At 71.6% G+C, this 26,076-nt stretch carries 17 protein-coding genes; 11 read left to right on the top strand and 6 right to left on the bottom strand.

Going from position 1 to position 26,076, the window contains the following annotated elements; all coding sequences use genetic code 11:
* Positions 1-47: 47 nt before the first annotated feature.
* The 5 genes from ACZ64A_RS15340 (at position 48) to ACZ64A_RS15320 (ending at position 8,603) form a co-directional block, all read left to right on the top strand.
* On the top strand, positions 48-1,832 hold the full coding sequence (locus ACZ64A_RS15340) for an ABC transporter ATP-binding protein (RefSeq protein WP_469810703.1): 1,785 nt from the start codon (positions 48-50) through the stop codon (positions 1,830-1,832).
* Complete coding sequence (locus tag ACZ64A_RS15335; protein ID WP_469810702.1) at positions 1,829-3,685, top strand: ABC transporter ATP-binding protein; 1,857 nt, start codon at positions 1,829-1,831, stop codon at positions 3,683-3,685. The genes ACZ64A_RS15340 and ACZ64A_RS15335 overlap by 4 nt, the downstream gene beginning before the upstream one ends.
* A gap of 429 nt (positions 3,686-4,114) precedes the next feature.
* Positions 4,115-6,160: a M4 family metallopeptidase gene (locus ACZ64A_RS15330; RefSeq protein WP_469810700.1), complete on the top strand. Its 2,046-nt coding sequence runs from the start codon at positions 4,115-4,117 to the stop codon at positions 6,158-6,160.
* A gap of 230 nt (positions 6,161-6,390) precedes the next feature.
* Positions 6,391-8,031, top strand: coding sequence for a M4 family metallopeptidase (locus ACZ64A_RS15325; protein ID WP_469810699.1), 1,641 nt, complete (start codon positions 6,391-6,393; stop codon positions 8,029-8,031).
* A 59-nt stretch (positions 8,032-8,090) separates the two neighbouring features.
* Positions 8,091-8,603, top strand: a complete 513-nt coding sequence (locus tag ACZ64A_RS15320) for a DUF1990 domain-containing protein (RefSeq protein ID WP_469810698.1) — start codon at positions 8,091-8,093, stop codon at positions 8,601-8,603.
* Between the two features lie 148 nt (positions 8,604-8,751).
* On the opposite strand, the gene ACZ64A_RS15315 is transcribed toward ACZ64A_RS15320, so the two are convergent.
* Entirely contained in the window at positions 8,752-11,367 is a 2,616-nt protein-coding gene (locus ACZ64A_RS15315; protein WP_469810697.1) for a glycosyltransferase family 1 protein, read from the bottom strand.
* A 334-nt stretch (positions 11,368-11,701) separates the two neighbouring features.
* Here ACZ64A_RS15315 and ACZ64A_RS15310 point away from each other — a divergent pair, with 334 nt between their 5' ends.
* The 4 genes from ACZ64A_RS15310 to glgB all read left to right on the top strand — a co-directional run bounded on the left by ACZ64A_RS15310 (position 11,702) and on the right by glgB (position 19,459).
* Complete coding sequence (locus tag ACZ64A_RS15310) at positions 11,702-13,795, top strand: alpha-1,4-glucan--maltose-1-phosphate maltosyltransferase (RefSeq protein WP_469810695.1); 2,094 nt, start codon at positions 11,702-11,704, stop codon at positions 13,793-13,795.
* On the top strand, positions 13,792-15,495 hold the full coding sequence (treS, locus tag ACZ64A_RS15305) for a maltose alpha-D-glucosyltransferase (protein WP_469810694.1): 1,704 nt from the start codon (positions 13,792-13,794) through the stop codon (positions 15,493-15,495). Before ACZ64A_RS15310 ends, treS begins: the two co-directional genes overlap by 4 nt.
* A 95-nt stretch (positions 15,496-15,590) precedes the next feature.
* On the top strand, positions 15,591-17,003 hold the full coding sequence (locus tag ACZ64A_RS15300) for a maltokinase N-terminal cap-like domain-containing protein (RefSeq protein WP_469810693.1): 1,413 nt from the start codon (positions 15,591-15,593) through the stop codon (positions 17,001-17,003).
* A gap of 44 nt (positions 17,004-17,047) precedes the next feature.
* Positions 17,048-19,459 (top strand): 1,4-alpha-glucan branching enzyme, encoded by a 2,412-nt coding sequence (gene glgB, locus ACZ64A_RS15295; protein WP_469810692.1) that lies wholly within the window; start codon positions 17,048-17,050, stop codon positions 19,457-19,459.
* A gap of 136 nt (positions 19,460-19,595) precedes the next feature.
* Here glgB and ACZ64A_RS15290 read toward each other — a convergent pair whose 3' ends face one another.
* The 4 genes from ACZ64A_RS15290 to ACZ64A_RS15275 form a co-directional block, all read right to left on the bottom strand.
* Positions 19,596-21,827, bottom strand: coding sequence for a HelD family protein (locus tag ACZ64A_RS15290; protein ID WP_469810837.1), 2,232 nt, complete (start codon positions 21,825-21,827; stop codon positions 19,596-19,598).
* Positions 21,828-22,001: 174 nt separating this feature from the next.
* Positions 22,002-22,334 (bottom strand): thioredoxin, encoded by a 333-nt coding sequence (trxA, locus tag ACZ64A_RS15285; protein WP_469810691.1) that lies wholly within the window; start codon positions 22,332-22,334, stop codon positions 22,002-22,004.
* On the bottom strand, positions 22,331-22,759 hold the full coding sequence (locus ACZ64A_RS15280) for a MerR family transcriptional regulator (RefSeq protein ID WP_469810689.1): 429 nt from the start codon (positions 22,757-22,759) through the stop codon (positions 22,331-22,333). Before ACZ64A_RS15280 ends, trxA begins: the two co-directional genes overlap by 4 nt.
* Positions 22,760-22,788: 29 nt before the next feature.
* A complete protein-coding gene (locus tag ACZ64A_RS15275; protein ID WP_469810688.1) occupies positions 22,789-23,241 on the bottom strand; it encodes an Lrp/AsnC family transcriptional regulator in 453 nt (150 codons plus the stop codon).
* 136 nt (positions 23,242-23,377) lie between these two features.
* On the opposite strand from ACZ64A_RS15275, the gene ACZ64A_RS15270 reads away from it, so the two are divergent.
* A complete protein-coding gene (locus ACZ64A_RS15270; RefSeq protein ID WP_469810687.1) occupies positions 23,378-24,283 on the top strand; it encodes an NAD-dependent epimerase/dehydratase family protein in 906 nt (301 codons plus the stop codon).
* A 1-nt stretch (position 24,284) separates the two neighbouring features.
* Complete coding sequence (locus ACZ64A_RS15265) at positions 24,285-25,184, top strand: aldo/keto reductase (RefSeq protein ID WP_469810686.1); 900 nt, start codon at positions 24,285-24,287, stop codon at positions 25,182-25,184.
* A gap of 60 nt (positions 25,185-25,244) precedes the next feature.
* On the opposite strand, the gene ACZ64A_RS15260 is transcribed toward ACZ64A_RS15265, so the two are convergent.
* Positions 25,245-26,009: a DUF2127 domain-containing protein gene (locus ACZ64A_RS15260; protein ID WP_469810685.1), complete on the bottom strand. Its 765-nt coding sequence runs from the start codon at positions 26,007-26,009 to the stop codon at positions 25,245-25,247.
* Between the last annotated feature and the right edge of the window lie 67 nt (positions 26,010-26,076).

Genomic DNA, 26,076 nt, shown 5'->3' with positions numbered 1-26,076 from the left:
CGAAACTCGGTGGGCGATGTCAGTGGCAATCCGTAGGCTCGCTGCTGATGTCCACGACACGTGCAACCACCCGGGACCGGTCCGCCGTACGGACGTTGCTGCGCCTGTGGCCGTATGTGCGGCCCGTGCGGGCGCGGCTGTCCGCGGCGGCGTTCGTCGCGATCGTCGCCTCCCTGGTGGGGCTGGTGATCCCGCTCGTGCTCAAGTGGATGGTGGACGGTCCGGTGGCCGACCGGGACCCGGCCGGGGTGTGGCTCGGCGCGCTGTACCTGCTGCTGCTCGGACTCGCCGAGGCGCTGCTGTTCGGGCTGCGGCGGTGGCTGGTGGCCCGGCCGCTGTCGCACGTCGAGGCGGAGATGCGGGCGGATCTCTACCGGCATCTGCAGCGGCTGCCGGTGGCCTTCCACGACCGGTGGGCGTCCGGGCAGCTGCTGTCGCGCGGCACCACGGATCTGATGCTGCTGCGCATGTTCCTCGCCTTCCCGCTGACGTTCCTGCTCGTCAACGGCGTGACGATCGTCGTCGGTGTACTGATCATGCTGGCCCAGGACTGGACGCTGGGGCTGGTGATCCTCGGCCCGGTGGTCCCGATGATCGCGATGTGCATGGTCTTCGAGAGACGGTACGCCGATGTGGCGCGCCTCGCGCAGGACCAGGTCGGCGATCTGACGACGGTCGTCGAGGAGAGCGTGCTCGGCATCCGGATCATCAAGGGCTTCGGCCGGCACCGCAGCCAGGCGCGGGCCTTCCGGAAGCTGTCGCACACCCTGCGGGGCACGGAGCTGCGCAAGGCGCGGCTGCTTGCGGTGATCTGGGCGGTCATCGTGACGCTGCCGGAGGTGGCGATCGGGGCGGCGCTGGTGGTGGGGGCGGTGCAGGTCGCCGAAGGCGATCTGTCGACGGGCACGCTGGTGGCCTTCCTGTCCACGGCCCTTGCGCTCAGATGGCCGGTGGAGTCGATCGGCTTCCTGCTGGCGATGAGCCAGGAGGCGGCGACAGCGACGGAACGTTACTTCGAGGTGATGGACGAGCGGCCGGAGTCGTCCGAGGTCACCGCGGAGCGGCGGCGGTACGGCGACGAGGGGCTGCGTTTCGAGAACGTCACCTTCCGCTACCCGGACGCGCCCGCCGACGCCCCGCCCGTCCTCGACCGGGTCGATCTGCACATCCGTTCCGGCGAGTCCATGGCCCTCGTCGGCGGCACCGGCAGCGGCAAGACGACGCTGACCGCGCTCGTCCCGCGGCTGCACGAGGTGACGAGCGGCCGGATCACGCTGGACGGCGAGGACATCACGGCCATGCCCCGCGAGGAGCTGCGCGCGAAGGTGGCCGTCGCCTTCGAGGAGCCCACCCTGTTCTCGGCGAGCGTCGGCGAGAACGTGCTGATGGGCGCCGGGGGGCAGGCGGGCGCGCCCGAGCTGGAGCGCGCCCTCGCGGTCGCCCAGGCCGACTTCGTGCACGCCCTGCCGCAGGGCCGCGACACCCAGGTCGGCGAGCAGGGCCTGAGCCTGTCCGGCGGCCAGCGCCAGCGTCTCGCGCTGGCCCGCGCGGTCGTCGGCCGGCCCCGCTTCCTCGTCCTGGACGACCCGCTGTCGGCGCTGGACGTGCACACGGAAGCCGCCGTGGAGGCCGCGCTGCGCCAGGTGCTCGCCGACACCACGGCCCTGATCGTCGCGCACCGCCCCTCCACCGTGCTGCTCGCCGACCGCGTCGCGCTGCTGTCGGGCGGCCGGATCGCCGCCGTCGGCACGCACCAGGAGCTGCTGCACACCAACTCCGAGTACGCGCACCTGATGTCGGGCCTGGACCGCCCGGAGGAGGACGAGAGATGACGGCCCCCACGACGTCCGTCCCCACCGCCGACGAGGGCGAGCCGTCCCGCCCGGGACACGACGGCGACCCCTTCGACCGCGATGTCCTGCCGTCCCCGCCGGGCGCCACCGCCGCGCTGCTGCGCTCCCTGCTCGCGCCGATGAAGGCGCGGGTCGCGCTCACCACGCTGGTGCTGCTGCTCCAGCAGGCGGCCGTGCAGGCGGGCCCGCTGCTGGTGGCGTACGCCATCGACAGCGCCGTACCGGCGTTCCGCCACGACCGGCACGGCCCGCTGATCGCGGTCGCCGTCGGGTACCTGCTGTGCGCGGCCGTGTCCGGGGCGCTGCAGTTCGTGTTCATCGCCGCCTCGGCACGGGTCAACCAGGACGTGCTGCTCGATCTGCGCGGCCGGATCTTCCGGCATGCCCAGGCGCTCAGCATCGACTTCCACGAGCGCTACACCTCGGGCCGGCTGATCTCCCGTTCCACCACGGACGTGGAGTCGCTGCGGGAGCTGCTCAGCGAGGGCCTGCAGGAGCTGGTGACGGTCGTCCTGTCGTTCGTCTACATCTCGGCCATGCTGCTGTGGCTGGATCTCGGCCTCGGCGCGGTCGCGGTGGCCTCGTTCGTGCCGCTGTACCTGCTGGTGCGCGTCTACCAGCGGCGGGCGGGCGAGGTGTTCCGGCAGCGGTCCACGGCGATCGCCTCGGTGATCGTGAAGTTCGTGGAGACGATGAACGGCATCCGGCCGGTGCGCGCCTTCCGCCGTGAGAAGGCCAACGACGCCGAGTTCCGGGTGCTGAACCGCCGCCACGAGCGCACCAACGGCGACGCGCTGCTGGAGATGGCCCGCTATGTCGTCGGCTCCCGTCTGGTGGCCAACACGGCGGTGGCCGCCATCGTGCTGTGGGGCGCCTACCGGGTGGCCGACGGCTCGCTGGAGCTGGGCATCCTGGCGGCGGCGGTGCTGTATCTGCGGCGGCTGTACGACCCGATCGACCGGCTCGGGATGTTCCTGAACTCCTACCAGTCGGCGGCCGCGTCGCTGGAGAAGATCGCCGGGCTGCTCGCCCAGACGCCGACCGTGCCCGAGCCGTCGCAGCCGAGGGAGCTGCCGCCGCTCGCCGGTGACCATCCCGGCCGTAAGGTCGTCTTCGACGGCGTGCGGTTCGCCTACCGCACCGGCGGTGAGGTGCTGCCCCGCTTCGACCTGACGCTGCCGGCGGGGCAGACGGTGGCCGTCGTCGGCTCGACGGGCGCCGGTAAGTCGACGCTGGCCAAGCTGCTCGCCCGGTTCTACGACCCGACCGAGGGGCGGGTGCTGCTCGACGGCGTGGACCTGCGCGAGCTGGCCGTGCCGGAGCTGCGGCGCGGGGTGGTGATGGTGACGCAGGAGGCGTTCCTGTTCTCCGGCACGGTCGCCGAGAACATCGCCATCGGCCGCCCGGAGGCGAGCCGGGAGGAGATCGAGCAGGCCGCGAAGGCGATCGGCGCGCACGAGTTCATCAGCGCGCTGCCCGACGGCTACGACACCGACGTACGCAAACGAGGCGGTCGTATCTCGGCGGGGCAGCGACAACTGGTGGCGTTCGCAAGGGCGTTGCTGGCCGATCCCGCCGTGCTGATCCTGGACGAGGCGACCAGTTCGCTGGACATCCCCGGGGAGCGGGCGGTGCAGCGGGCGATGACGACGGTCCTGCAGGGGCGTACGGCTGTGGTGATCGCGCACCGGCTGTCGACGGTGGAGATCGCCGACCGGGTGCTGGTGATGGAGCACGGCCGCGTCGTGGAGGACGGCACCCCGGCCGACCTGATCGCGGGCACGGGCCGGTTCTCGGATCTGCACCGGGCGTGGCGGGAGAGCCTGGCCTGACGGCCGGCGGCGCTCGGCGCGGTCATCGGGGTCGCCGCGTCCCGGCGGCGCCCCGGGCTGAGCCGTCGCTCGTGGGGGATTCCGGCCGGCGCCGGCGTTCTGCGCGCCGGCCGTGCCGCCGTGTCCGCACACCCGGCCCGCGTCCGACCGTGCGACCGGCGGACCAACAGTCCGCATACCGAACATGAACATCCGGTCAACGGACGATTTCCAGCCAACTTCCTGACGCGCTCCTGACAGGAGCCGAGATCTCCTGCCACTCTTCCCACGGCCACTGCACAGCAACCCCACAGACCCACCCCGCTGTGCCGTCGCCGATCGCACTGCCGCACGTGTGTTCACGCACCTCCCAGTTCTGCCCGGACGGCTCGATCGGCCGCCCGGTCTCCCCTGGCCGCGCGATCCGTGGCCACGCAGAAGGAGTCAGTGTTGAGAAGCAGTTCCTCGCGCAGACGCACCTCCCACACCCTGCACCGCCGGGCGGCCGGTGTCGCCCTCGTCGGCGTCTCCGCCCTGCTCGCCGCGGCCGTCCAGTCGGGTGCCGCGAGCGCCGCCCCCTCCGCCCCGGTAGCCGGCAAGGCGAACCCCGCCCACATGGCCGCCAAGCTCTCCGCCTCGCAGCGCGCCGAGCTGCTGCGCGACGCCGACGCCGCCAAGGCGCAGACCGCGACGCGGATCGGTCTGGGCGCGCAGGAGAAGCTCGTCGTCCGTGACGTCATCAAGGACGCGGACGGCACGCTGCACACCCGCTACGAGCGCACCTACGCCGGCCTGCCCGTCCTCGGCGGCGACCTGGTCGTGGACAGCGCCAAGGGGCAGACGCAGCGCGTCATCAAGGCGACGAACGCCCAGCTGAAGGTCGCCGACCTGACCGGCAAGATCGCCCGGGCGACCGCCGAGCAGCGGGCCGTGCAGCGCGCCAAGGCCCTCGGCTCCTCCAGGACGGCGGCCGACTCCTCCCGCAAGGTGATCTGGGCCGCGAGCGGCAAGCCGGTCCTCGCGTACGAGACGGTCGTCGGCGGCCTGCAGGACGACGGCACCCCGAACCAGCTGCACGTCATCACCGACGCGGCCACCGGGGCGAAGCTCTTCGAGTACCAGGGCATCGAGAACGCGACCGGCACCGGCAACACGCAGTACAGCGGCAGTGTCCCGCTGACGACGACCCTGTCGGGTTCGACGTACACGCTGAACGACGGCGACCGCGGCGGCCACAAGACGTACAACCTGAACCACGGCACGTCCGGCACCGGCACGCTGTTCTCCCAGACGACCAACACCTGGGGCAACGGCACCACGTCGAACGCCGCGACCGCGGGCGCCGACGCGCACTACGGCGCCGCCGTGACATGGGACTTCTACAAGAACACCTTCGGCCGCTCCGGCATCCGCAACGACGGTGTGGGCGCCTACTCCCGGGTGCACTACGGCAACGCGTACGTCAACGCGTTCTGGGACGACAGCTGCTTCTGCATGACCTACGGCGACGGCTCCGGCAACGCCGACCCGCTGACCTCGCTCGACGTGGCCGGCCACGAGATGAGCCACGGCGTCACCTCCAACACCGCCGGCCTGAACTACTCCGGGGAGTCCGGCGGCCTGAACGAGGCCACCTCCGACATCTTCGGCACCGGCGTGGAGTTCTACGCCAACAACGCGTCCGACCCCGGTGACTACCTCATCGGCGAGAAGATCGACATCAACGGCAACGGCACCCCGCTGCGCTACATGGACAAGCCCAGCAAGGACGGCGGCTCGGCCGACTCCTGGTACTCGGGCGTCGGCAACCTGGACGTGCACTACTCGTCCGGTGTCGCCAACCACTTCTTCTACCTCCTGTCGGAGGGCAGCGGCGCCAAGGTCATCAACGGCGTCAGCTACAACTCGCCCACCGCGGACGGACTTCCGGTCACCGGCATAGGCCGCGACAAGGCACTGCAGATCTGGTACCGGGCGCTGACCACGAAGTTCACCTCCACCACGAACTACGCGGCCGCCCGTACCGGCACCCTGGCGGCGGCCGGTGAGCTGTACGGCACCACGTCCGCCGAGTACAAGGCGGTGCAGGACGCGTGGGCGGCCGTCGCGGTCGGCTCCCGCTCGGGCGGTGGCGGCGGCGGTGGCGGCACGGTGTTCGAGAACACCACCGACGTCTCGATTCCGGACAACGGCCCGGCCGTCACGTCCTCCATCAACGTCACCGGACGCACCGGCAACGCCCCGTCCAACCTCCAGGTGACGGTGGACATCGTGCACACCTGGCGCGGTGACCTGGTGATCGACCTGCTGGCCCCGGACGGCACGGCGTACCGCCTGAAGAACTCCAGCGGTTCGGACTCGGCGGACGACGTGCACGCGACGTACACGGTCAACGCGTCCACCAAGGCGGCCAACGGCACCTGGAAGCTGCGCGTCCAGGACGTGGCGACCTACGACACCGGTTACATCGACGGCTGGAAGCTGACCTTCCCGTAAACCGCCGTCGCACGAGCAGGGTTCCGCCCCGGTGGTGCAACTCCCGGGGCGGCGCCCGCTTTTTACATTTCGGCAATGTTTACCGGACAGTCAACTTTCGGCCAACATCACCTCGGGGTCATGACATGTACGCGCCCGAGGTGCCAGTCTTCCCTCACCCGCCGCACAACCTCACGACCACCTCGGCCGGTTGCCCCACAACCGGCCGGTCTCCCCCACAAGGAGCTTGTGTGTCCAGCCCCTTCGCGCGTCACAAGCGCACCACTCTGGCCATCGCCACCGCCGTCGCGGCCGGAGCCCTTCTCACCACCGGTCTGACCACCGGTTCCGCAGCCGCCCAGACGTCGGCCCCGCTTGCGGCCGCCCCGGCGCAGCTGTCCCCGGCCGTCCACGCCTCCCTCATCCAGGAGAAGCAGGCCGACGCCGCGAGCACCGCCCGGCAGATAGGCCTCGGCGCCCAGGAGAAGCTGATCGTCAAGGACGTCGTCAGAGACGCCGACGGCACCACGCACACCCGCTACGAGCGCACCTACGGCGGCCTGCCGGTCCTCGGCGGCGACCTCATCGTGCACCAGGCGGCGTCCGGTGCGGCCAAGGGCGTCACCAAGGCCGTCAACGCCACCATCAAGGTCGCCTCGCTCACCCCGGCCCTGACGCCGGCCAAGGCCGAGACGCAGGCGCTGACCGCCGCCCGGGCGGCCGGCTCGCAGAGGACCGCCGCCGACTCCTCCCGCAAGGTGATCTGGGCGGCGACCGGCAAGCCGGTCCTCGCCTACGAGACGATCGTCGGCGGCCTGCAGGACGACGGCACCCCGAACCAGCTGCACGTCATCACCGACGCGGCCACCGGCAAGAAGCTCTTCGAGTACCAGGGCATCGAGAACGCGACCGGCAAGACGCTGTACTCCGGCACGGTCAGCCTCAACTCCGTGCAGTCGGGCTCCACGTACCAGCTCACCGACACCGCGCGGGGCAACCACAAGACCTACAACCTGGCGCGCAAGACGTCCGGTACGGGCACCCTGGTGGCCAACTCGACCAACGTCTTCGGCACGGGCACCGCCTCCACCTCGTCCTCCGACCAGACCGCGGCCGCCGACGCCGCCTACGGCGCGGCCGAGACCTGGGACTTCTACAAGAGCACCTTCGGCCGCAGCGGCATCAAGAACAACGGCGTCGGCGCCTACTCCCGCGTCCACTACGGCAACGCCTACGTGAACGCCTTCTGGGACGACAGCTGCTTCTGCATGACCTACGGCGACGGCTCCGGCAACGCCGACCCGCTGACCTCGCTCGACGTCGCGGGCCACGAGATGAGCCACGGCGTCACCTCCAACACCGCCGGCCTGAACTACTCGGGCGAGTCGGGCGGCCTGAACGAGGCCACCTCCGACATCTTCGGCACGGGCGTGGAGTTCTTCGCGAACAACGCCTCCGACCCCGGTGACTACCTCATCGGCGAGAAGATCAACATCAACGGCGACGGCACCCCGCTGCGCTACATGGACAAGCCCAGCAAGGACGGCGGCTCCGCCGACTACTGGTCCTCCTCGGTCGGCAACCTGGACGTGCACTACTCGTCCGGTGTCGCCAACCACTTCTTCTACCTCCTGTCGGAGGGCAGCGGCGCCAAGACGATCAACGGCGTCAGCTACAACTCGCCGACCTACAACGGCTCGGCCGTCACCGGCATCGGCCGCGCCAAGGCGCTGCAGATCTGGTACAAGGCGCTCACCACGTACATGACGTCCACGACCAACTACAAGGCCGCCCGCACGGCGACCCTGAACGCGGCATCGGCGCTGTACGGCTCCACCAGCGCCGAGTACAAGGCGGTCGCAGCCGCCTGGACGGCGGTCAACGTCAACTAGCGCAACCCGGCGGCACCCGGAACCCACGGGTTCCGGGTGCCGCCGTACGCTTGGGCCCCATGTCCTTCACGTACGAGGCGGTCGGCGCGACCCGCGAGGACCTCGCCGCCTGCCCGCCCGGCTTCCGCCCCCTGCACGTGCGTACCCGCCTCGGCGAGGGCGAGGCGGTCTTCCGCCGGGCCGCCGACGCGGTCCTCACCTGGGAGATGCACCGGGAACTGGGCGTGGGCATCGACGCGAGCGCGGACCGCGCCGCCGAGGGCGTCGACGTCACCGTCACCCTCGCCGGCATGATCAAGGCCCCGTGCCGCATCGTCTGGACGACGGACGAGCCCCGCCGGGCCGGCTGGGCCTACGGCACCCTCCCCGGCCATCCCGAATGCGGCGAGGAGGCCTTCATCGTCGACCGCACAGGAGACGGCACGGTCTGGCTGACGGTGGCCGCCTTCAGCCGCCCGGCGAAGTGGTACGCCAAGGCGGGCGGCGCGGCCACCCGAGCCTTCCAGCACGCCTACGCCCACCGCTGCGGCACGGTACTGCGCAAACTCGTCGCCCCCCAGGACGAGTCCTAGCCGGTTGCCTGCGGCGCCGGGTCGTACGTCGTCAGCGGGTACGTTGTGGCTGGTCGCGCAGTTCCCCGCGCCCCTTCGGGGCGCTTGACCGCCCCGGCCCCCCGCCTTCGACGCACCCGGCGCCGCGGGCACCGCGCCGCAGGTACCCCTACCGCAACAACACCCCGCCCTCCCCCATCTCCTCCGCCGGCACAGTCACCAGCCCCAGTTCCGCCCCGGCCGCCAGCAGCCGATGCGACGGCAGGATGCGCACGGTGTACCCGTAGGGCCCGGTCCGCTCCAGCGACAGCGGCCCCTCGTAGTTCCACCGCCCCTCCGCGTCCGGCCCGCCCACCGGCTTCAGCGGGACGGCCGTCCCCCCGGTGATGCGATCCTCCGCGTCCACCCGCCCGGAGACGACCTGCACCTCCACGTCGTCCGGCCCGAGATCACCGAGCTGCACCCGCACCCGCAGGGTCAGCGTCGTCCCCAGCTCCGCCGTCGCGCTGGTCGCCGACGTCTCCACGTGGTCCACGGACACCGCAGGCCAGGCCCCGCGGACGCGCGCCTTCCACTCCGCGAGCTCCCGCGCCACCTGCGGCCGCAGCACCCGGTGCGCCTGCGCCGCCGGCGCGTACAGCCGCTCCACGTACTCCCGCACCATGCGTCCCGCCAGCACCTTCGGCCCGAGGTGCGTCAGCGTCTGCCGGACCATCTCGATCCACCGGTCCGGCAGCCCGCCCCGCCCGCGCTCGTAGAACCGCGGAGCGATCCGCTGCTCCAGCAGCTCGTACAGCGCGGCCGCCTCCAGATCGTCCCGCCGGTCGGTATCGGTGCCGGCGCCGTCGGCCGTGGGGATGGCCCAGCCGAAGTCGGGCTGGAACCACTCGTCCCACCATCCGTCCAGCACGGACAGGTTCAGGCAGCCGTTCAGCGCGGCCTTCATCCCGGAGGTGCCGCAGGCCTCCAGCGGCCGCAGCGGGTTGTTCAGCCAGACGTCGCACCCGGGGTACAGCTTCTGCGCCATCGCCATGCCGTAGTCCGGCAGGAAGACCAGCCGGTGCCGCACCCGCGGATCGTCGGCGAACCGGACCAGCTCCTGCACCAGCCGCTTGCCCCCGTCGTCGGCCGGATGCGCCTTGCCCGCGACGACGATCTGGATCGGCCGCTCGGAGTGCAGCAGCAGCTCCATCAGCCGGTCCCGGTCCCGCAGCATCAGCGTCAGCCGCTTGTACGACGGCACCCGCCGCGCGAACCCGATGGTCAGCACGTCCGGGTCGAGGACGCCGTCGATCCAGCCCAGTTCCGCCGCGCCCGCGCCCCGCTGCCGCCACGACGCCCACAGCCGCTGCCGTACCTCGGTCACCAGCTGCTCGCGCAGATCCCGGCGCAGTTCCCAGATCTCCTGGTCGGAGATGTCCGCGACGGAGTCCCAGCGGTCGGAGCCGCCCACGGTCAGCGCGTCCTCGGCGCGTTGCGCGCCGATCTGCCGGGCGCCGAGCCGGAACACCTCGGGCGCCACCCAGGTCGGCGCGTGCACTCCGTTGGTCACGGAGGTGATCGGCACCTCCTCGGGGTCGAATCCCGGCCACAGTCCGGAGAACATCTCCCGGCTCACGCGGCCGTGCAGCAGCGACACGCCGTTGGCGCGCTGGGCGAGCCGCAGCCCCATCACGGCCATGTTGAACAGGTTCGGCTCGCCGCCCGGGTACGTCTCCATGCCGAGCCGCAGCACCCGGTCGACGTCGATGCGCGGCAGCTCCGCGTCGGGCCCGAAGTGCCGGGCGAGGAGTTCGCGGTCGAAGCGGTCGATGCCGGCCGGGACGGGCGTGTGCGTGGTGAACACCGTGCCGGCCCGCACCGACTCCAGCGCGGAGTCGAAGTCCAGGCCGGTGTCGCACAGCTCGGCGATGCGTTCCAGGCCGAGGAACCCGGCGTGCCCCTCGTTGGTGTGGAAGACCTCCGGGTCCGGATGCCCGGTCAGCCGGCAGTACGTCCGTACCGCCCGGACACCCCCTATCCCGAGCAGCATCTCCTGCAGCAGCCGGTGCTCGCTGCCGCCGCCGTAGAGCCGGTCGGTGACGCCGCGCTCGCCGAGGTCGTTCTCCTCGACGTCGGAGTCCAGCATCAGCAGCGGCACCCTCCCGACCTGGGCGACCCAGATCCGGGCGAGCAGCGAGCGGCCGCCGGGCAGGGCGAGGGAGACCTGGGCGGGGGTGCCGTCGGCCTCCTCCAGCAGGGTCACCGGCAGCTCGTTGGGGTCGAGCACGGGGTAGTGCTCCTGCTGCCAGCCCTCCCGGGACAGGGTCTGCCGGAAGTAGCCGTGCCGGTAGAGCAGCCCCACCCCGATCAGCGGGACGCCGAGGTCGCTGGCCGATTTGAGGTGGTCGCCGGCCAGGATGCCGAGACCGCCGGAGTACTGGGGCAGTGCGGCGGTGATGCCGAACTCGGGCGAGAAGTAGGCGACGGCGGCCGGCAGGTCGCCGGACTGGGCCTGGTACCAGCGGTCGCCGCTCACATAGTCGTGCAGATCTCCGGCGACCGCGGTGAGGCGGCGCAGGAAGCGGCGGTCCTGGGCCAGTTCCGCCAGCCGGGCGGCGCGCACGCTGCCCAGCAGCCGGACCGGGTCGCCGCCGGACGCGGCCCACTGCTCGGGGTCCACCGACTGGAACAGGTCACGGGTCTCCGTATGCCACGACCAGCGCAGATTACGCGCCAGGTCGCTGAGCGGACGCAGGGGTTCGGGGAGGACGGGTCGGACGGTGAATCGACGGATCGCCTTCACAAGTCACCTCGACGCGAGTGGCTGCCGCCGGCACACCGGGATGTGCCGGCTCGTCCCTTACGACGGTACCGGCGCGGGTGCCCGCCTCGCCGGGGACCGGGCCCGCTGACCCCCGTTCGGCCTGAATCGACCCGGTGTGTGGACACCCGGCTGGAAACGATCCGGTCTTCTGCGTAGACATACGCGTGAGTAGTTAACAAAGTGCCGGATTGCCCACCAGAAGAGTGTGGGAAGGCTCCTCCGGTAGTTACCGGGGTACCCCTCTTGGCACAACTGCAGACCAGACCTCCCCACAGCCATCCGCCCACCCACGTTGACGCGGACAGGAGCGGTCATGCCCGCCACGCACCACTCGTCAGCACCTCCGTCCCCGAGCACCGCCGCACCACCGAAGTCACCCCCGGACGCGGCCGCGCGCACCGCCGTGCCCACCCGGTCCGCGCCGGCCACGGCCGTCGGCCGGATACCCGTGCTGGACGTCCGCCCGGTCGTCCAGCACGGCCGCCGTCCCGCCAAGGCGGTGACCGGTGAGTCGTTCGAGATCTCGGCCACGGTGTTCCGTGAGGGCCATGACGCCGTCGCCGCCAATGTCGTCCTGAGGGACCCCGACGGCCGTGCGGGCCCCTGGACGCCGATGCGGGAGCTGGCGCCCGGCACGGACCGCTGGGGGGCCACGGTGACCGCCGGGGCGCCCGGCCGGTGGACGTACACCGTGGAGGCGTGGAGCGACCCCGTCACCACCTGGCGTCACCACGCCAAGATCAAGATTCCGGCCGGCATGGACACCGAGCTGGTCCTGGAGGAGGGCGCACGGCTGTACGAGCGGGCCGCGGAGCCCCTGAGCGGCGAGCAGCGGGCCGTCCTGCGGGAGGCCGCCGCCGCCCTGCGCGACGAGGCCCGGCCCTCCGCCTCCCGGCTGGCGGCCGCGCTGACCCCGGAGGTGGACGCGGTGCTGGCCGCGCATCCGCTGCGCGACCTGGTCACCGCCTCCGACCCCCTGCCGCTGCAGGTGGAGCGGGAGCGGGCGCTGTTCGGGTCCTGGTACGAGTTCTTCCCGCGCTCGGAGGGCACGCCGGAGCAGCCGCACGGCACCTTCCGCACCGCCGCCCGGCGGCTGCCGAAGATCGCCGCGATGGGCTTCGACGTCGTCTATCTGCCGCCGGTCCACCCCATCGGCACGACCTTCCGCAAGGGCAGGAACAACACCCTCACCGCCGAGCCGGACGACGTGGGCGTGCCGTGGGCGATCGGCTCCCCGGAGGGCGGCCACGACACGGTCCACCCGCGGCTGGGCACGATCGAGGACTTCGACTGGTTCGTGGAGCGGGCCCGCTCGCACGGTCTGGAGATCGCGCTGGACTTCGCGCTCCAGTGCTCCCCCGACCATCCGTGGGTGCAGAAGCACCCGGAGTGGTTCCATCACCGCCCCGACGGGACGATCGCCTACGCCGAGAACCCGCCGAAGAAGTACCAGGACATCTTCCCGATCGCCTTCGACGCCGACATGGACGGCCTGGTGGCCGAAACCATCAGGGTGCTGCGGTACTGGATGGACCACGGGGTGCGGATCTTCCGCGTCGACAACCCGCACACCAAGCCGGTGGTGTTCTGGGAGCGCGTGATCGGTGACATCAACGCCTCCGACCCGGACGTGATCTTCCTGGCCGAGGCGTTCACCCGCCCGGCGATGATGCACACCCTGGCCCAGATCGGCTTCCAGCAGTCGTACACCTACTTCACCTGGCGCAACGACAAGCAGGAGCTGACGGAGTACCTCACCGAGCTGTCCGGCGAGGCGGCCTCCTACATGCGGCCGAACTTCTTCGCCAACACCCCGGACATCCTGCACGCCTATCTCCAGCATGGCGGGCGGCCCGCCTTCGAGGTGCGTGCGGTGCTGGCCGCGACCCTCTCCCCCACCTGGGGCATCTACTCCGGCTACGAGCTGTGCGAGAACACCCCGCTGAAACCGGGCAGCGAGGAGTATCTGAACTCGGAGAAGTACCAGCTCAGGCCCCGTGACTGGGAGGGGGCCGAGCGCGAGGGCCGCACCATCGCCCCGCTGATCACCCGGCTGAACGAGATCCGGCGCCGCAGCCCGGCCCTCAAGCAGCTGCGTGACGTGCACTTCCACCACGCCGACCAGGACGCCGTCATCGCGTACTCGAAGCGGAGCGGTTCGAACACGGTTCTGGTGGTGGCGAACCTCGATCCCCACCACACCCAGGAGGCCACGGTCTCGTTGGACATGCCGCAACTCGGCCTGGACTGGCACGAGATGACGCTGGTGCGCGATGAGCTCACCGGCGAGACCTATCACTGGGGCAGGGCCAACTACGTGCGACTCGAACCGGGCCTGAGGCCCGCGCATGTCTTCACCGTCCTGCGACCGTCCATCCCGCAGACCGGAGGGTCACCCACAAAATGATCGTCAACGAACCCGTCCCGGACACCTTCGAGGACACCCCGGCGAAGGACCGGGACCCCGACTGGTTCAAGCGTGCCGTCTTCTACGAGGTCCTCGTCCGCTCCTTCCAGGACAGCAACGGCGACGGCGTCGGCGACCTCAAGGGCCTGACCGCCAAACTCGACTATCTGCAGTGGCTGGGCGTCGACTGCCTGTGGCTGCCGCCCTTCTTCAAGTCGCCCCTGCGGGACGGCGGCTACGACGTCGCCGACTACACCTCGGTGCTGCCCGAGTTCGGTGACCTGGCGGACTTCGTGGAGTTCGTGGACGCCGCCCACCAGCGCGGCATGCGCGTGATCATCGACTTCGTGATGAACCACACCAGCGACCAGCACCCGTGGTTCCAGGAGTCGCGCGCCAACCCCGACGGGCCCTACGGCGACTACTACATGTGGGCCGACGACGACAAGCAGTACCAGGACGCGCGGATCATCTTCGTCGACACCGAGGTGTCGAACTGGACCTTCGATCCGGTGCGCAAGCAGTACTTCTTCCACCGGTTCTTCTCCCACCAGCCGGACCTGAACTACGAGAACCCGGCCGTGCAGGAGGAGATGATCTCCGCGCTGCGGTTCTGGCTGGACCTGGGCATCGACGGCTTCCGGCTGGACGCGGTGCCGTACCTCTACGCGGAGGAGGGCACGAACTGCGAGAACCTGCCCGCCACGCACGAGTTCCTGAAGCGGGTGCGCAAGGAGATCGACGCCCAGTACCCGGACACGGTGATCCTCGCGGAGGCCAACCAGTGGCCGGAGGACGTCGTGGACTACTTCGGCGACTTCGAGTCCGGCGGCGACGAGTGCCACATGGCGTTCCACTTCCCGGTGATGCCGCGCATCTTCATGGCCGTGCGCCGCGAGTCGCGCTACCCCGTCTCGGAGATCCTGGCCAAGACCCCGGCGATCCCCTCGGGCTGCCAGTGGGGCATCTTCCTGCGCAACCACGACGAGCTGACGCTCGAGATGGTCACCGACGAAGAGCGCGACTACATGTACGCGGAGTACGCCAAGGACCCGCGGATGCGGGCCAACATCGGCATCCGCCGCCGGCTCGCGCCACTGCTGGACAACGACCGCAACCAGATCGAGCTGTTCACCGCGCTGCTGCTGTCCCTGCCCGGCTCGCCCATCCTGTACTACGGCGACGAGATCGGCATGGGTGACAACATCTGGCTCGGCGACCGCGACAGCGTGCGCACGCCGATGCAGTGGACGCCGGACCGCAACGCCGGTTTCTCCTCCAGCGACCCCGGGCGGCTGTTCCTGCCCACGATCATGGACCCGGTCTACGGCTACCAGGTCACCAATGTCGAGGCGTCCATGGCGTCGCCCTCGTCGCTGCTGCACTGGACCCGCCGCATGATCGAGATCCGCAAGCAGAACACCGCCTTCGGACTGGGGTCCTACACCGAGCTGCCGTCGTCGAACCCGGCGGTGCTGGCGTTCCTGCGCGAGTACGAGGACGACCTCGTGCTGTGCGTGCACAACTTCTCCCGCTTCGCCCAGCCCACCGAGCTGGACCTGCAGCGGTTCGAGGGACGGCACCCGGTCGAGCTGTTCGGCGGGGTGCGCTTTCCGGCCATCGGGGAGCTGCCGTACCTGCTCACGCTCGCAGGCCACGGCTTCTACTGGTTCCGGCTGCGCAAGGACGGCGGCGCCTAGAACCCGGGGCGGGGCGGTTTCTCCCGCCCCGCCCGGGGCACGCAAGAGTAAGCCCCCCACCCGCACCCCCTCCCCCGGGGAAAGGACGTGACGCCATGGCGGAAACGGTCACCGTCTCGGGTACCACCAGCCCCGGCCTGCTCGCGTCACTGGATCCGCTGTTGCGCGAGTGGCTGCCGAGGCAGCGCTGGTTCGCGGGGAAGGGCCGCCCCGTCACCGGCTTCTCGCTGGTCGCGGCCACCGAGCTGCTCCCGGCGTCCGGCCGCCTGGGCCTGTACCACCTGCTGGTGCGGGCCCACCAGCCGCGCACCCTGGGCGCCGCCGACACCCACCCCGGGGACTGCTACCAGCTGCTCATAGGCGCGCGCGAGGCGCTGCCGCCCCGGCTGGCGCCCGCGCTGATAGGCCATGTCACCGACGGCCCGCTCACCGGACGCACGGTGTACGACGCCCTGTACGACCCCCGGCCCGCCGATGTGCTCCTGGAGGCTCTGCGCTCCCAGGCCCGCATCGGCGGGCTGCGTTTCGAGCGGGTCCCCGAGCCGGAGATACGCCCCGGTCTGGTGCCCCGCGTGATGACGGCCGAGCAGTCGAACTCGTCCGTCGTCTACGGGGACACGTTCATCCTGAAAGTGCTGCGCCGGGTCGTCCCCGGTGTCAACCCCGATCTGGAACTGCCGCTGGCCCTGGCCCGCGAGGGCTGCGCCCGGGTGCCCGCGCCGGTCGCGTGGATCGAGGCGGACCCGCAGGACATGACGGACCAGGCCGGCGAGCCCTACGTCCTCGGTGTGCTCCAGCCCTTCGTGCAGGGCGCGGCCGACGGCTGGGAACTGGCGCTGCGGCAGCTGGCCAAGGGCGAGGACTTCGCCGCCGAGGCGCGCGAGCTGGGCCGCGCCACGGCCGAGGTGCACATGGCGCTGGCCCGGGCGCTGCCGACCGTCACGCTCGGTCACGCACAGCTGGAGCCGCTGGTCCACGGCATGATCGAGCGGCTGGAGAGCGCCGTACAGCAGGTGCCGGTGCTCGGCCCGTACGCGCCGGGGCTGCGGACCGCTTTCGAGGCGCTGGCCGACCTGGCCGCCGAGGGGCACACCTGGACCGCGCAACGCGCGCACGGCGATCTGCACCTGGGGCAGTGCCTGCGCTCCCCCGCCGGGGACTGGGCCCTGATCGACTTCGAGGGCGAACCGGCCCGGCCGCTGGCCGAGCGGCGGATGCCGCAGCCGGTGGTGCGGGACGTGGCGGGCATGCTGCGCTCCTTCGACTACGCCGCGCACTCGGCGAAGACGCCGGCGCCCGAGTGGGCGCGCGCCTGCCGCGCCGCGTACTGCACCGGATACGCCGAGGCGAGCGGCTTCGACCCGCGCACGGACCCGGTGCTGCTGCGCGCCTTCGAGACCGACAAGGCGATCTACGAGGTCGTCTACGAGGCCCGGCACCGCCCCGACTGGCTGCCGGTGCCGATGGCGGCGATCGAGCACCTCGCCGCCGTGCCCGACCCGAGCTGACCGGCCCGCCCTCCGACCGACGTCCCCTTCCAGGAGGCTCCCCCGTGACCCCCCGTCGACAGTCCAGCGGTTCGGATCCGAAGAAGGCCAAGAAGGCCGCCAAGAAGACGACGGCCGCGAAGGCGGTGAAGAAGACGGCCCCGGCCGAGGAGACCGTGCGGCAGACGGCCCCGGCCGAGGGCGCGGCGGCGACGACCGCCCCGGCCCCCGAGGTGCCGCGGAAGGCGGCGGCGCCCGGCGCGGAGCCGGAGGTCACCGTCCCCGTCCCCCTCGCCCCCGCCCTGGACGACGGGGACCGCGAGCGGCTGCTCGCCGGGACGCACCACGACCCGCACACGGTGCTCGGCGCCCATCCGGCCGCCGGCGGCGTGCTCGTGCGGGCGCTGCGGCCCTACGCCCAGTCCGTCACCGTTGTCGCCGACGGGGTGCGCGCCGAGCTGCACCCGGACGGGGACGGCTTCTTCTCGGGCCTGCTGCCGCTGCGGGAGGTTCCGGCGTACCGGCTGCTGGTGGCGTACCGCGACACCGTGCTGGAGACCGAGGACGCCTACCGTTTCCTGCCCACGCTCGGTGACCTGGACCTGCATCTGATCGGCGAGGGCCGGCACGAGCAGCTGTGGGAGGTGCTCGGCGCGCACCCGACGACGCACCAGGGCGTGGCCGGCACCCGCTTCTCGGTGTGGGCGCCGAACGCGCGCGGGGTGCGGGTGGCCGGCACCTTCAACTACTGGGACGGCACCGCCTTCCCGATGCGCTCCCTGGGCTCCACCGGGGTGTGGGAGCTGTTCGTACCGGGGGTCGGCGAGGGCGAGCTGTACAAGTTCGAGATCACGCGGCCGGACGGTTCGAAGACGCTGCGCGCGGACCCGCTGGCCCGGCGCACCCAGGTCCCGCCGGAGACGGCGTCGATCATCACGTCCTCGGACTACGAGTGGAACGACGCGGAGTGGCTGGCGCGGCGGCCGGAGGTGCCCGCGCACGAGGCGCCGTTCTCGGTGTACGAGGTCCATCTCGCGTCCTGGCGGCCCGGGCTGACCTACCGTGAGCTGGCGGAGCAGCTGCCGGCGTACGTCAAGGACCTCGGGTTCACGCACGTGGAGCTGATGCCGGTCGCCGAGCACCCCTTCGGCGGCTCCTGGGGCTACCAGGTCACCGGCTTCTACGCGCCGACGGCCCGGCTCGGCACTCCGGACGACTTCCGGTACCTGGTGGACAGGCTGCACCAGGCCGGCATCGGCGTGATCATGGACTGGGTGCCGGCGCACTTCCCGCGGGACGAGTGGGCGCTGGCGGAGTTCGACGGGCGGCCGCTGTACGAGCACTCCGACCCACTGCGGGCCGCCCACCCGGACTGGGGGACGCTGGAGTTCGACTACGGCCGCAACGAGGTCCGCAACTTCCTGGTCGCCAACGCGGTGTACTGGTGCGAGGAGTTCCACATCGACGGCCTGCGGGTGGACGCCGTCGCCTCCATGCTCTACCTGGACTACTCGCGCGAGTCCGGCCAGTGGACGCCCAACCAGTACGGCGGCCGGGAGAACCTGGACGCGGTGGCGTTCCTGCAGGAGATGAACGCGACCCTGTACCGGCGGGTGCCGGGCGTGGTGACCGTCGCGGAGGAGTCCACGGCCTGGGACGGGGTCACCCGGGCCACGCACCACAAGGGCCCGAGCGGCTTCGGCGGCCTCGGCTTCGGGCTGAAGTGGAACATGGGCTGGATGCACGACTCGCTGCAGTACGTGAGCCATGACCCGATCCACCGCAGGTACCACCACCACGAGATGACGTTCTCGATGGTGTACGCGTACAGCGAGAACTACGTGCTGCCGATCAGCCACGACGAGGTGGTGCACGGCAAGCGGTCGCTGGTGTCGAAGATGCCGGGCGACTGGTGGCAGCAGCGCGCCAACCTGCGCGCCTATCTGGCCTTCATGTGGGCCCACCCGGGCAAGCAACTGCTGTTCATGGGGCAGGAGTTCGCGCAGGGCTCGGAGTGGTCCGAGGAGCGCGGCCCGGATTGGTGGCTCCTCGACCCGTCCTACGGCGCCGAGCCCGACCACCGGGGCGTGCTGGACCTGGTCCGCGACCTGAACGACCGCTACCGGTCCACTCCGGCACTGTGGCAGCGGGACATCCACCCGGACGGTTTCCAGTGGATCGTCGGCGACGCGGCCGAGGACAACGTCTTCGCGTTCCTGCGCCACGACGCGGACGGCAGCCCGCTGCTCGCGGTGTCGAACTTCGCACCCGTGGTCCGCCCCGACTACCGCCTCGGCGTGCCCGACGACGTCCCCGCCTGGCACGAGGTGATCAACACGGACGCGGCCCGCTACGGCGGCAGCGACGTCACCGGCCCCGACCCGGTCAAGCCGGAGCCACAGGGCTGCCACGGCCGCCCCGCGAGCATCCGCCTGACCCTCCCGCCCCTGGCCACGGTGTGGCTGCGGCCTGCCTGACCGACACGCGGCCTGCCCGAACGCCCCGGTCGACGGCAGGTCACGACCCCTGGGCTGCGCACGCGGGCGGGTGCGCGCCGGTGGCAAGAACCCCGCCGAGGCCGGGCCGAAGGGTCCGGACCCGGCGGGGCGTGCGTCAGCGGGCCGCTTCGGCCATGCCCTGCGGCAGCTCCCCGGTGTGCAGGATACCGAGGCGCTGGGTGGCGCGGGTGAGGGCGACGTACAGGTCGCTCGTGCCGTAGTCGCCGGGCTCGACGACCAGGACGGAGTCGAACTCCAGGCCCTTGGCCTGGCGCGGGTCGAGCAGGACGACGGTCCGTGTCAGGTCGGGCTCCGCGCCGGCCGTGACGCCGTCCAGCCGGGCGGCGAGGCGGCGGTGCAGCGCGCGCGGCGCGATGACGGCGAGCCGGCCCTCCGCCGGGGTGAGTTCGGCGACGGCCTTCTCCACGGCGCCGGGCAGGTCGTCGGTGCCGCGTACCCAGGGCCGTACGCCGGTGGAGCGCACAGACTGCGGGGGTTCGAAGCCGGGGTGCCCGGCACGCACGACCGCCGCCGCCAGCTCCATGATCTCCGCCGGGGTGCGGTAGTTGACGCCGAGGCGGGTGTGCTCCCAGCGGTCCTCGACGTAGGGCGCGAGGATGTCCTGCCAGGAGCCGACACCGGCCGCTTCGGCGGTCTGCACCGGGTCGCCGACCAGGGTCATCGAACGGGTCGGGCTGCGGCGCATCAGCAGCCGCCACGCCATCGGCGACAGCTCCTGCGCCTCGTCGACGATGATGTGCCCGAACGCCCAGGTGCGGTCGGCCGCGGCCCGCTCCGCGGCGGAGCGGTGGTCGGCCTCCTCCTGGCGTTCGGCGAAACGCTCGGCGTCGATGATGTCGTGCGCGGACAGCACCTCGGAGGACTCCGGGTCGTCCTCCTCCTTGTCCTCGAACTCGTACGTCCGGGAGGCGTAGGAGACGTCGAGGACGCCCTGCGCGTAGGCGATCTGCGTCTCGCGTTCCCGCTCGGCGCGGGCGCGGGCCCGCCGGTCGTCCTCGCCGAGGAGTTCGGCGGCCTCGTCCAGCAGGGGCACGTCGGCGGTGGTCCAGGCCCGGGTGACCGGGCGGCGGATCGCGGCCGCGTCCGTCTCGCTCAGATGACCCTCCGGCTCGGCGAGGAAGTCGGCGACCAGGCGCTGCGGGGTGAGCACCGGCCACAGCCGGTCGACGGCCGCCCAGACCTCGGGGTTCTCGGCGAGTTCGTCGCGGATCTGGGTGATGTCGGCCGCGTCGAGCAGGCTGGAGCCGTCGTAGGGGTCGGTGCCGACGCGCTCGGCGTACAGCTCGGTCAGGGTGTTGAGGATGTGGCCCTCGAAGTACTCGCGGGCCGCGTTGTGCGGCAGCTCGGCGGCGCGGGTCTTCTCCCGGGCGACGTTCACCAGGCCGTCGTCGAGCATGAGGACCTCGCGGTCGTGCTCGATCGCGATGACCGGGTCGGGCAGCGCCTGCCGGTCGCGTACGACGGCGGCGAGCACGTCGGCCATCTCGGCGCGGCCCTTCACCGCGGCCGCATCGGGGGTGTCCGTGGCCGTCGCCTTCACGCCGGGGAACAGCTCGCCGACCGTGGCGAGCAGTACGCCGGTCTCGCCCAGGGAGGGCAGCACCTCCCCGATGTAGCCGAGGAAGGCCGGGTTCGGGCCGACGATCAGCACGGCCCGCTTGGCGAGCAGTTCGCGGTGCTCGTAGAGGAGGTAGGCGGCGCGGTGCAGGGCGACGGCCGTCTTGCCGGTGCCGGGGCCGCCCTCGACGACCAGCACCCCGCGGTGGGGCGCGCGGATGATCTCGTCCTGTTCGGCCTGGATGGTCTGCACGATGTCGCTCATGCGGCCGGTGCGCGCGGAGTTCAGCGCGGCCAGCAGCACGGCGTCGCCGCTGGGGTCCTCGTGGCCGGTGCGCTCCTGGTCCCGCACGTCGAGGAACTCGTCGTGCAGGGCGGTGACGGCGCGTCCCTCGGTGGCGATGTGCCGGCGGCGGCGCAGGCCCATCGGGGTGTGCCCGGTGGCCACGTAGAACGGCCGGGCCACCTCGGCGCGCCAGTCGATCAGGATCGGGGTGCGCTCGGTGTCGTCCTCGCGCAGCCCGATCCGGCCGATGTGGTGGCCGGTGCCGTCGGTGAAGTCGATCCGGCCGAAGCACAGGGAACCGTCCACCGCGTTCAGCGCGGCGAGCAGCCCCGAGCGTTCGGCGACGAGGATGTCCCGTTCCAGGCGGGCCTGCATGGGCTTGTCGCCCTGCGCGAGCGCGTCCTGGACGGCGGTCTCGGTGTCTCCGCGCAGCGCGTCCACGCGCGCGTACAACCCGTCGATGAATTCCTGCTCGTGCCGCAATTCATCGTCCGGAAATTCGGTGTTTGACAATTCCGCTCCCGCCCGGATATACTGTGCTCACTTAAGCCTCTTCGTGACCTCCCCCAAGGGAAGTCGCGAATGAACAAATATAGCGAAAGAAATCCCCCGAGCACAATTGCTCGGGGGATTTCCGGTATCCGGGGCGCGGAGTGCTCAGAGCACGTCGTCGAGCTCCTGGAGCAGCCGCCGCTTGGGCCGGGCGCCCACCATCGACTTCACCGGTTCACCGCCGGAGAAGACCAGCAGGGTCGGCGTGGCCATCACGCCGTATCCGATCGTCGTCGCCGGGTTGCGGTCCACGTCGATCTGCACGATCTTGATCCGCTCGCCCTCCTCGGCGGCGAGGGCGCGGAGCACGGGGGCGAGCTGCCGGCACGGCCCGCACCATTCGGCCGTGAACTGCACCAGCACCGGCAGGTCCGCCCGCAGCACCTCGTCCGCGAAATCCGCGTCCGTCACCTCGGTCACGCCGTCCGTCTTGATCATTTCCTCTGCCCTCCCAGCTCGCACCGCGGCTCCGGACCCCCCGGAACCAGCGCCTCGACGGCCAGCTCGCCCAGCGCCTGCTCGGCCCGCGCCAGCTGGGCGGCGACACTCGCGCGCACCCCGCTCAGCTCGCCGATCAGGGCGTCCAGCTCGGCCAGCTTGCGCCGGTAGACCGCGACCGACGCCGGGCACGAGTCCCCCTCGGGGTGCCCGGCGCGCAGGCACTCCACGAACGGCCGGGTCTCCTCCAGCTCGAACCCGAAGTCCTGCAGCGTGCGGATCTGCTCCAGCAGCCGCAGGTCGCCGTCGTCGTAGCTGCGGTGCCCGTGCTCGTCGCGGCGCGCGGGCAGCAGGCCCCGTGCCTCGTAGTACCGCAGCGTGCGCGTGGTGGTCCCGGCCCGTGCGGCCAGCTCGCCGATTCGCATGTCCGCGACCGTATGCCTTGACGCCGACGTCAAGGCAAGCGCGGCAGGAGCGGCTTGTGCGCCACCGGGGAGGACAGCACGATCGAGGTGGTGGTCCGGCCGAGGGCCGAGATCTGCGCCAGCACCTCCTCCAGGTGGCCGGTGTCCTCCACGGCGGCCTTCAGGATCCAGCAGTCCTCGCCGACGACGTGGTGCACCTCGGTGATCTCCGGGCGGCCGGTGACCTCCAGGGTCCTGGGATGGGTGAGGGTGTAGCCGCCGTGCGGGTTCACCCGGATGAAGGCCTGGATGCCGTAGCCGAGGCGGGCCGGGGCCACGCGGGCGCCGTAGCCGGTGACGACCCCGGCTGCCTCCAGCCGCCGGACCCGTTCGGTCACCGCCGCCGGGCTCAGCCGAACCCGGCGGCCCAGCTCGCTGAGCTTGATCCGGCCGTCGGTCTGGAGCAGGTCGAGGATCTGCCGGTCCAGCGCGTCCAGGGCCACCGACGTTTCGTTGGCGGCGGCGCGAAGATGCCGGGGTTCTTTTGGTGCAGCGGCCGGAACTCCCACGGTTCCCCCTTCAGTACGGACATCGGTGCCGAAAGAATTATGGGCGTTGATCCATTCGATGGGGGACGGGATGCGTGAGGTTCTGGTCATCGGCGGGAATCGCTATTTCGGCAAGCGGCTCATCGACCGGCTGCTGGCCGCAGGGGATCGCGTGACGGTGCTCAACCGGGGTTCCTCACCGTCCCCGCCGGGCGCCCGCCGGCTCGTCGCCGACCGCGACGACGAGGCGGCCCTGCGGGCGGCGCTGGGCACGGCGGACTTCGACGCGGTCGTCGACCAGGTCTGCTACACACCGCGCCAGGCGGACATCGCGCGGCGGGTGTTCACCGGCCGCACCCGCCGGTACGTGATGACGTCGACGGTCGAGGTGTACGAGAACGAGGACTCCGCCGCGCCCGTCCGGGAGGACGCCGTCGACCCGCGCACCGTGGCCGTGGACCTCCGGCTCCCCTGGGCCGACGCGGCGTTCCTGGAGTCCCACTACGGCGAGGGCAAGCGGCAGGCGGAGGCGGTGTTCGCGGCGGCGGCGCAGGACCTGCCGTGGACGTCGGTGCGGGTGGCCCATGTGCTGGGCGGCGCCGACGACTTCACCGGCCGCCTCACGCACTACGCGGACCGGATCACGGCGGGCGAGCCGATCGCGGTGGCGCCGGCCGGCCACCCGGCGACGTACATCCATGTCGAGGAGATCGCCGACTTCCTGTTCTGGGCGGTGGGCCAGGACTTCACCGGCCCGGTCAACGCGGCCTCGCACGGAGTGCTGACGACGCAGGACCTGTGTGCGGCCATCGAGGAGCATCTGCCGCAGGGCAGGGCCGTGTTCCGGCCGGTGGAGGCCGGCCCGCTCTCCCCCTTCTCCTTCCCGCGCTTCTACGGCATGGACAACTCCCGGGCGCAGCAGCTCGGTTTCCCCTTCTCGCACGTCCGGCAGTGGCTGCCGGACGCGGTCGCCGAGACCCTCGGAAAGGACGCCTGACATGCGGATGCGCCGGCTCGGCGAGGTGAAGGTGAGCGCGGTGGGACTCGGCGCGATGCCGCTGTCCCTGGAGGGCCGCCCCGACGAAGGGCGCGCTCTGGCCACCGTGCACGCGGCGCTGGACGCGGGGGTGACCCTGATCGACACCGCCGACTCCTACCACCTGCCCGGCGCGGCACCCGGCCACAACGAGCTGCTGGTGGCCCGGGCGCTGGCGGCCCACGGCGGTGACACCTCCGGCGTCCTGGTGGCGACGAAGGGCGGCCGGGGCCGGCCGGCCGACGGCAGCTGGACGGTCGACGGCTCGCCGCGCCATGTGCGGTCCGCGGCCGAGGCGTCCCTGCGGAGGCTCGGCGTCGAGGCGATCGGCCTGTACCAGCTGCACAAGCCGGACCCCGCCGTCCCCTTCGCCGAGTCGGTGGGCGTCCTCGGCGAACTGCTCGACGAGGGGAAGATCCGGTACGCAGGGATCTCCAACGTCACCGCCGAGCAGATCCGCCAGGCCCGCGCGATGCTCGGCGAGCGGCTGGTGTCGGTGCAGAACCAGTACTCCCCCGCCGTGCTCGCCGCCGAGCCGGAGCTGGCGCTCTGCACGGAGCTGGGCCTGGCGTTCCTGCCGTGGAGCCCGCTCGGTGGCATCGCCCGCAGCTCGCTGGACGGGCCGTCACGGCTGGAGGGCGGGGAGCGCTTCGCCGCGTTCCACGAGGTGGCCCGGGAACGCGGGGTCAGCCCGCAGCAGGTCTGCCTGGCGTGGCTGCTGGCCCGCTCCCCGTCCGTGATCCCGATCCCGGGAGCGAGCCGCCCGGAGACCGTCCGGGACTCGGCGGCCGCGGCGGATCTGGTGCTGAGCGCGGAGGAACGGACGCGCCTGGACGCGTCCGCGGCCGGTTCACGGCCGTGAGCCGGACGCGGCCGGTTCACGGCTGAGCCGGACTCGGCGGACTCGTCGGACCCGCCGGGCTCAGACCGGTACGCCCGCTGCTTCCTCCACCTCCAGCAGGGAGGCGCTGTGGCGTTCCTCGTCGAAGGCCCGCCGGCCGCCGCGCAGGCCGAACAGGCGCTTGGCCAGCGCGATGTAGAGGACGGCGAGGATGTTCAGGACCAGTGTGGCGATCTTCAGCGCGCTGATGTGCTCGGTGAGTTCGTAGATCTCCAGCGGGAGGAAGGCCGCGGTGGCGACCACCGTCAGGTACTCCGCCCAGCGTTTGGCGTACCACAGGCCGACGGCCTCGACGATCTCGATCAGGGCGTAGGCGAGCAGGAGGCCGGCGACCAGCAGCAGGGTGGAGTGCTTGTAGCCGAACGCCTTCTGGATGGAGCCGACGACCGGTGAGTGGTCGAGGTCGTAGTGGAAGTGCCGGAAGACCGGCCGGAAGACGTCGAGGTTGTCGTCGAAGAGCCGGCGCACCGCGTCCTGGCTGTTGGAGAACTTCCACACGGCCGCGGCGACCAGCACGATGAACACCCCGCGCAGCACCCGTTCGATCGCGAGGAAACGCAGGATGAACAGGTCCCGCAGCACCTTTCCGCGGGGCACCAGCGGTGCGTCGGCGGCCGGCCCGGAGCCGTGCGGCTCGCCGAGCACGAAGTCCCCGCAGCGCAGGCACCGCCACACCTCACCGAGCGCGGTCTCGGCGTGCAGCCGCACCCGCAGCCGGGGGTCGTCCGGCGCGTAGGTCACGTGGCCGCGCCGCGCGCACGTCCGCCGGTTCCAGTCGATGCTCATCCCCCGGGCCTCCTGTACTGCGCGGGCGTGCCGCGCCTGGTGATCGGCGCGGCACGCTAGTCGAGGC

The sequence above is a fragment of the Streptomyces sp. NPDC104814 genome, assembly GCF_055583185.1.
This window is presented reverse-complemented; position numbering and strand designations above follow the sequence as displayed.

Excerpts from the sequence above, each read along its gene's own strand:
- ACZ64A_RS15280 (WP_469810689.1), bottom strand. The coding sequence starts at position 22,759 with ATGCGAATCGGCGAGCTGGCCGCACGGGCCGGGACCACCACGCGCACG.
- treS (WP_469810694.1), top strand. The coding sequence starts at position 13,792 with ATGATCGTCAACGAACCCGTCCCGGACACCTTCGAGGACACCCCGGCG.
- trxA (WP_469810691.1), bottom strand. The coding sequence starts at position 22,334 with ATGATCAAGACGGACGGCGTGACCGAGGTGACGGACGCGGATTTCGCG.
- ACZ64A_RS15320 (WP_469810698.1), top strand. The coding sequence starts at position 8,091 with ATGTCCTTCACGTACGAGGCGGTCGGCGCGACCCGCGAGGACCTCGCC.
- ACZ64A_RS15340 (WP_469810703.1), top strand. The coding sequence starts at position 48 with ATGTCCACGACACGTGCAACCACCCGGGACCGGTCCGCCGTACGGACG.
- ACZ64A_RS15270 (WP_469810687.1), top strand. The coding sequence starts at position 23,378 with ATGCGTGAGGTTCTGGTCATCGGCGGGAATCGCTATTTCGGCAAGCGG.
- ACZ64A_RS15265 (WP_469810686.1), top strand. The coding sequence starts at position 24,285 with ATGCGGATGCGCCGGCTCGGCGAGGTGAAGGTGAGCGCGGTGGGACTC.
- ACZ64A_RS15260 (WP_469810685.1), bottom strand. The coding sequence starts at position 26,009 with ATGAGCATCGACTGGAACCGGCGGACGTGCGCGCGGCGCGGCCACGTG.
- ACZ64A_RS15335 (WP_469810702.1), top strand. The coding sequence starts at position 1,829 with ATGACGGCCCCCACGACGTCCGTCCCCACCGCCGACGAGGGCGAGCCG.
- ACZ64A_RS15310 (WP_469810695.1), top strand. The coding sequence starts at position 11,702 with ATGCCCGCCACGCACCACTCGTCAGCACCTCCGTCCCCGAGCACCGCC.
- ACZ64A_RS15300 (WP_469810693.1), top strand. The coding sequence starts at position 15,591 with ATGGCGGAAACGGTCACCGTCTCGGGTACCACCAGCCCCGGCCTGCTC.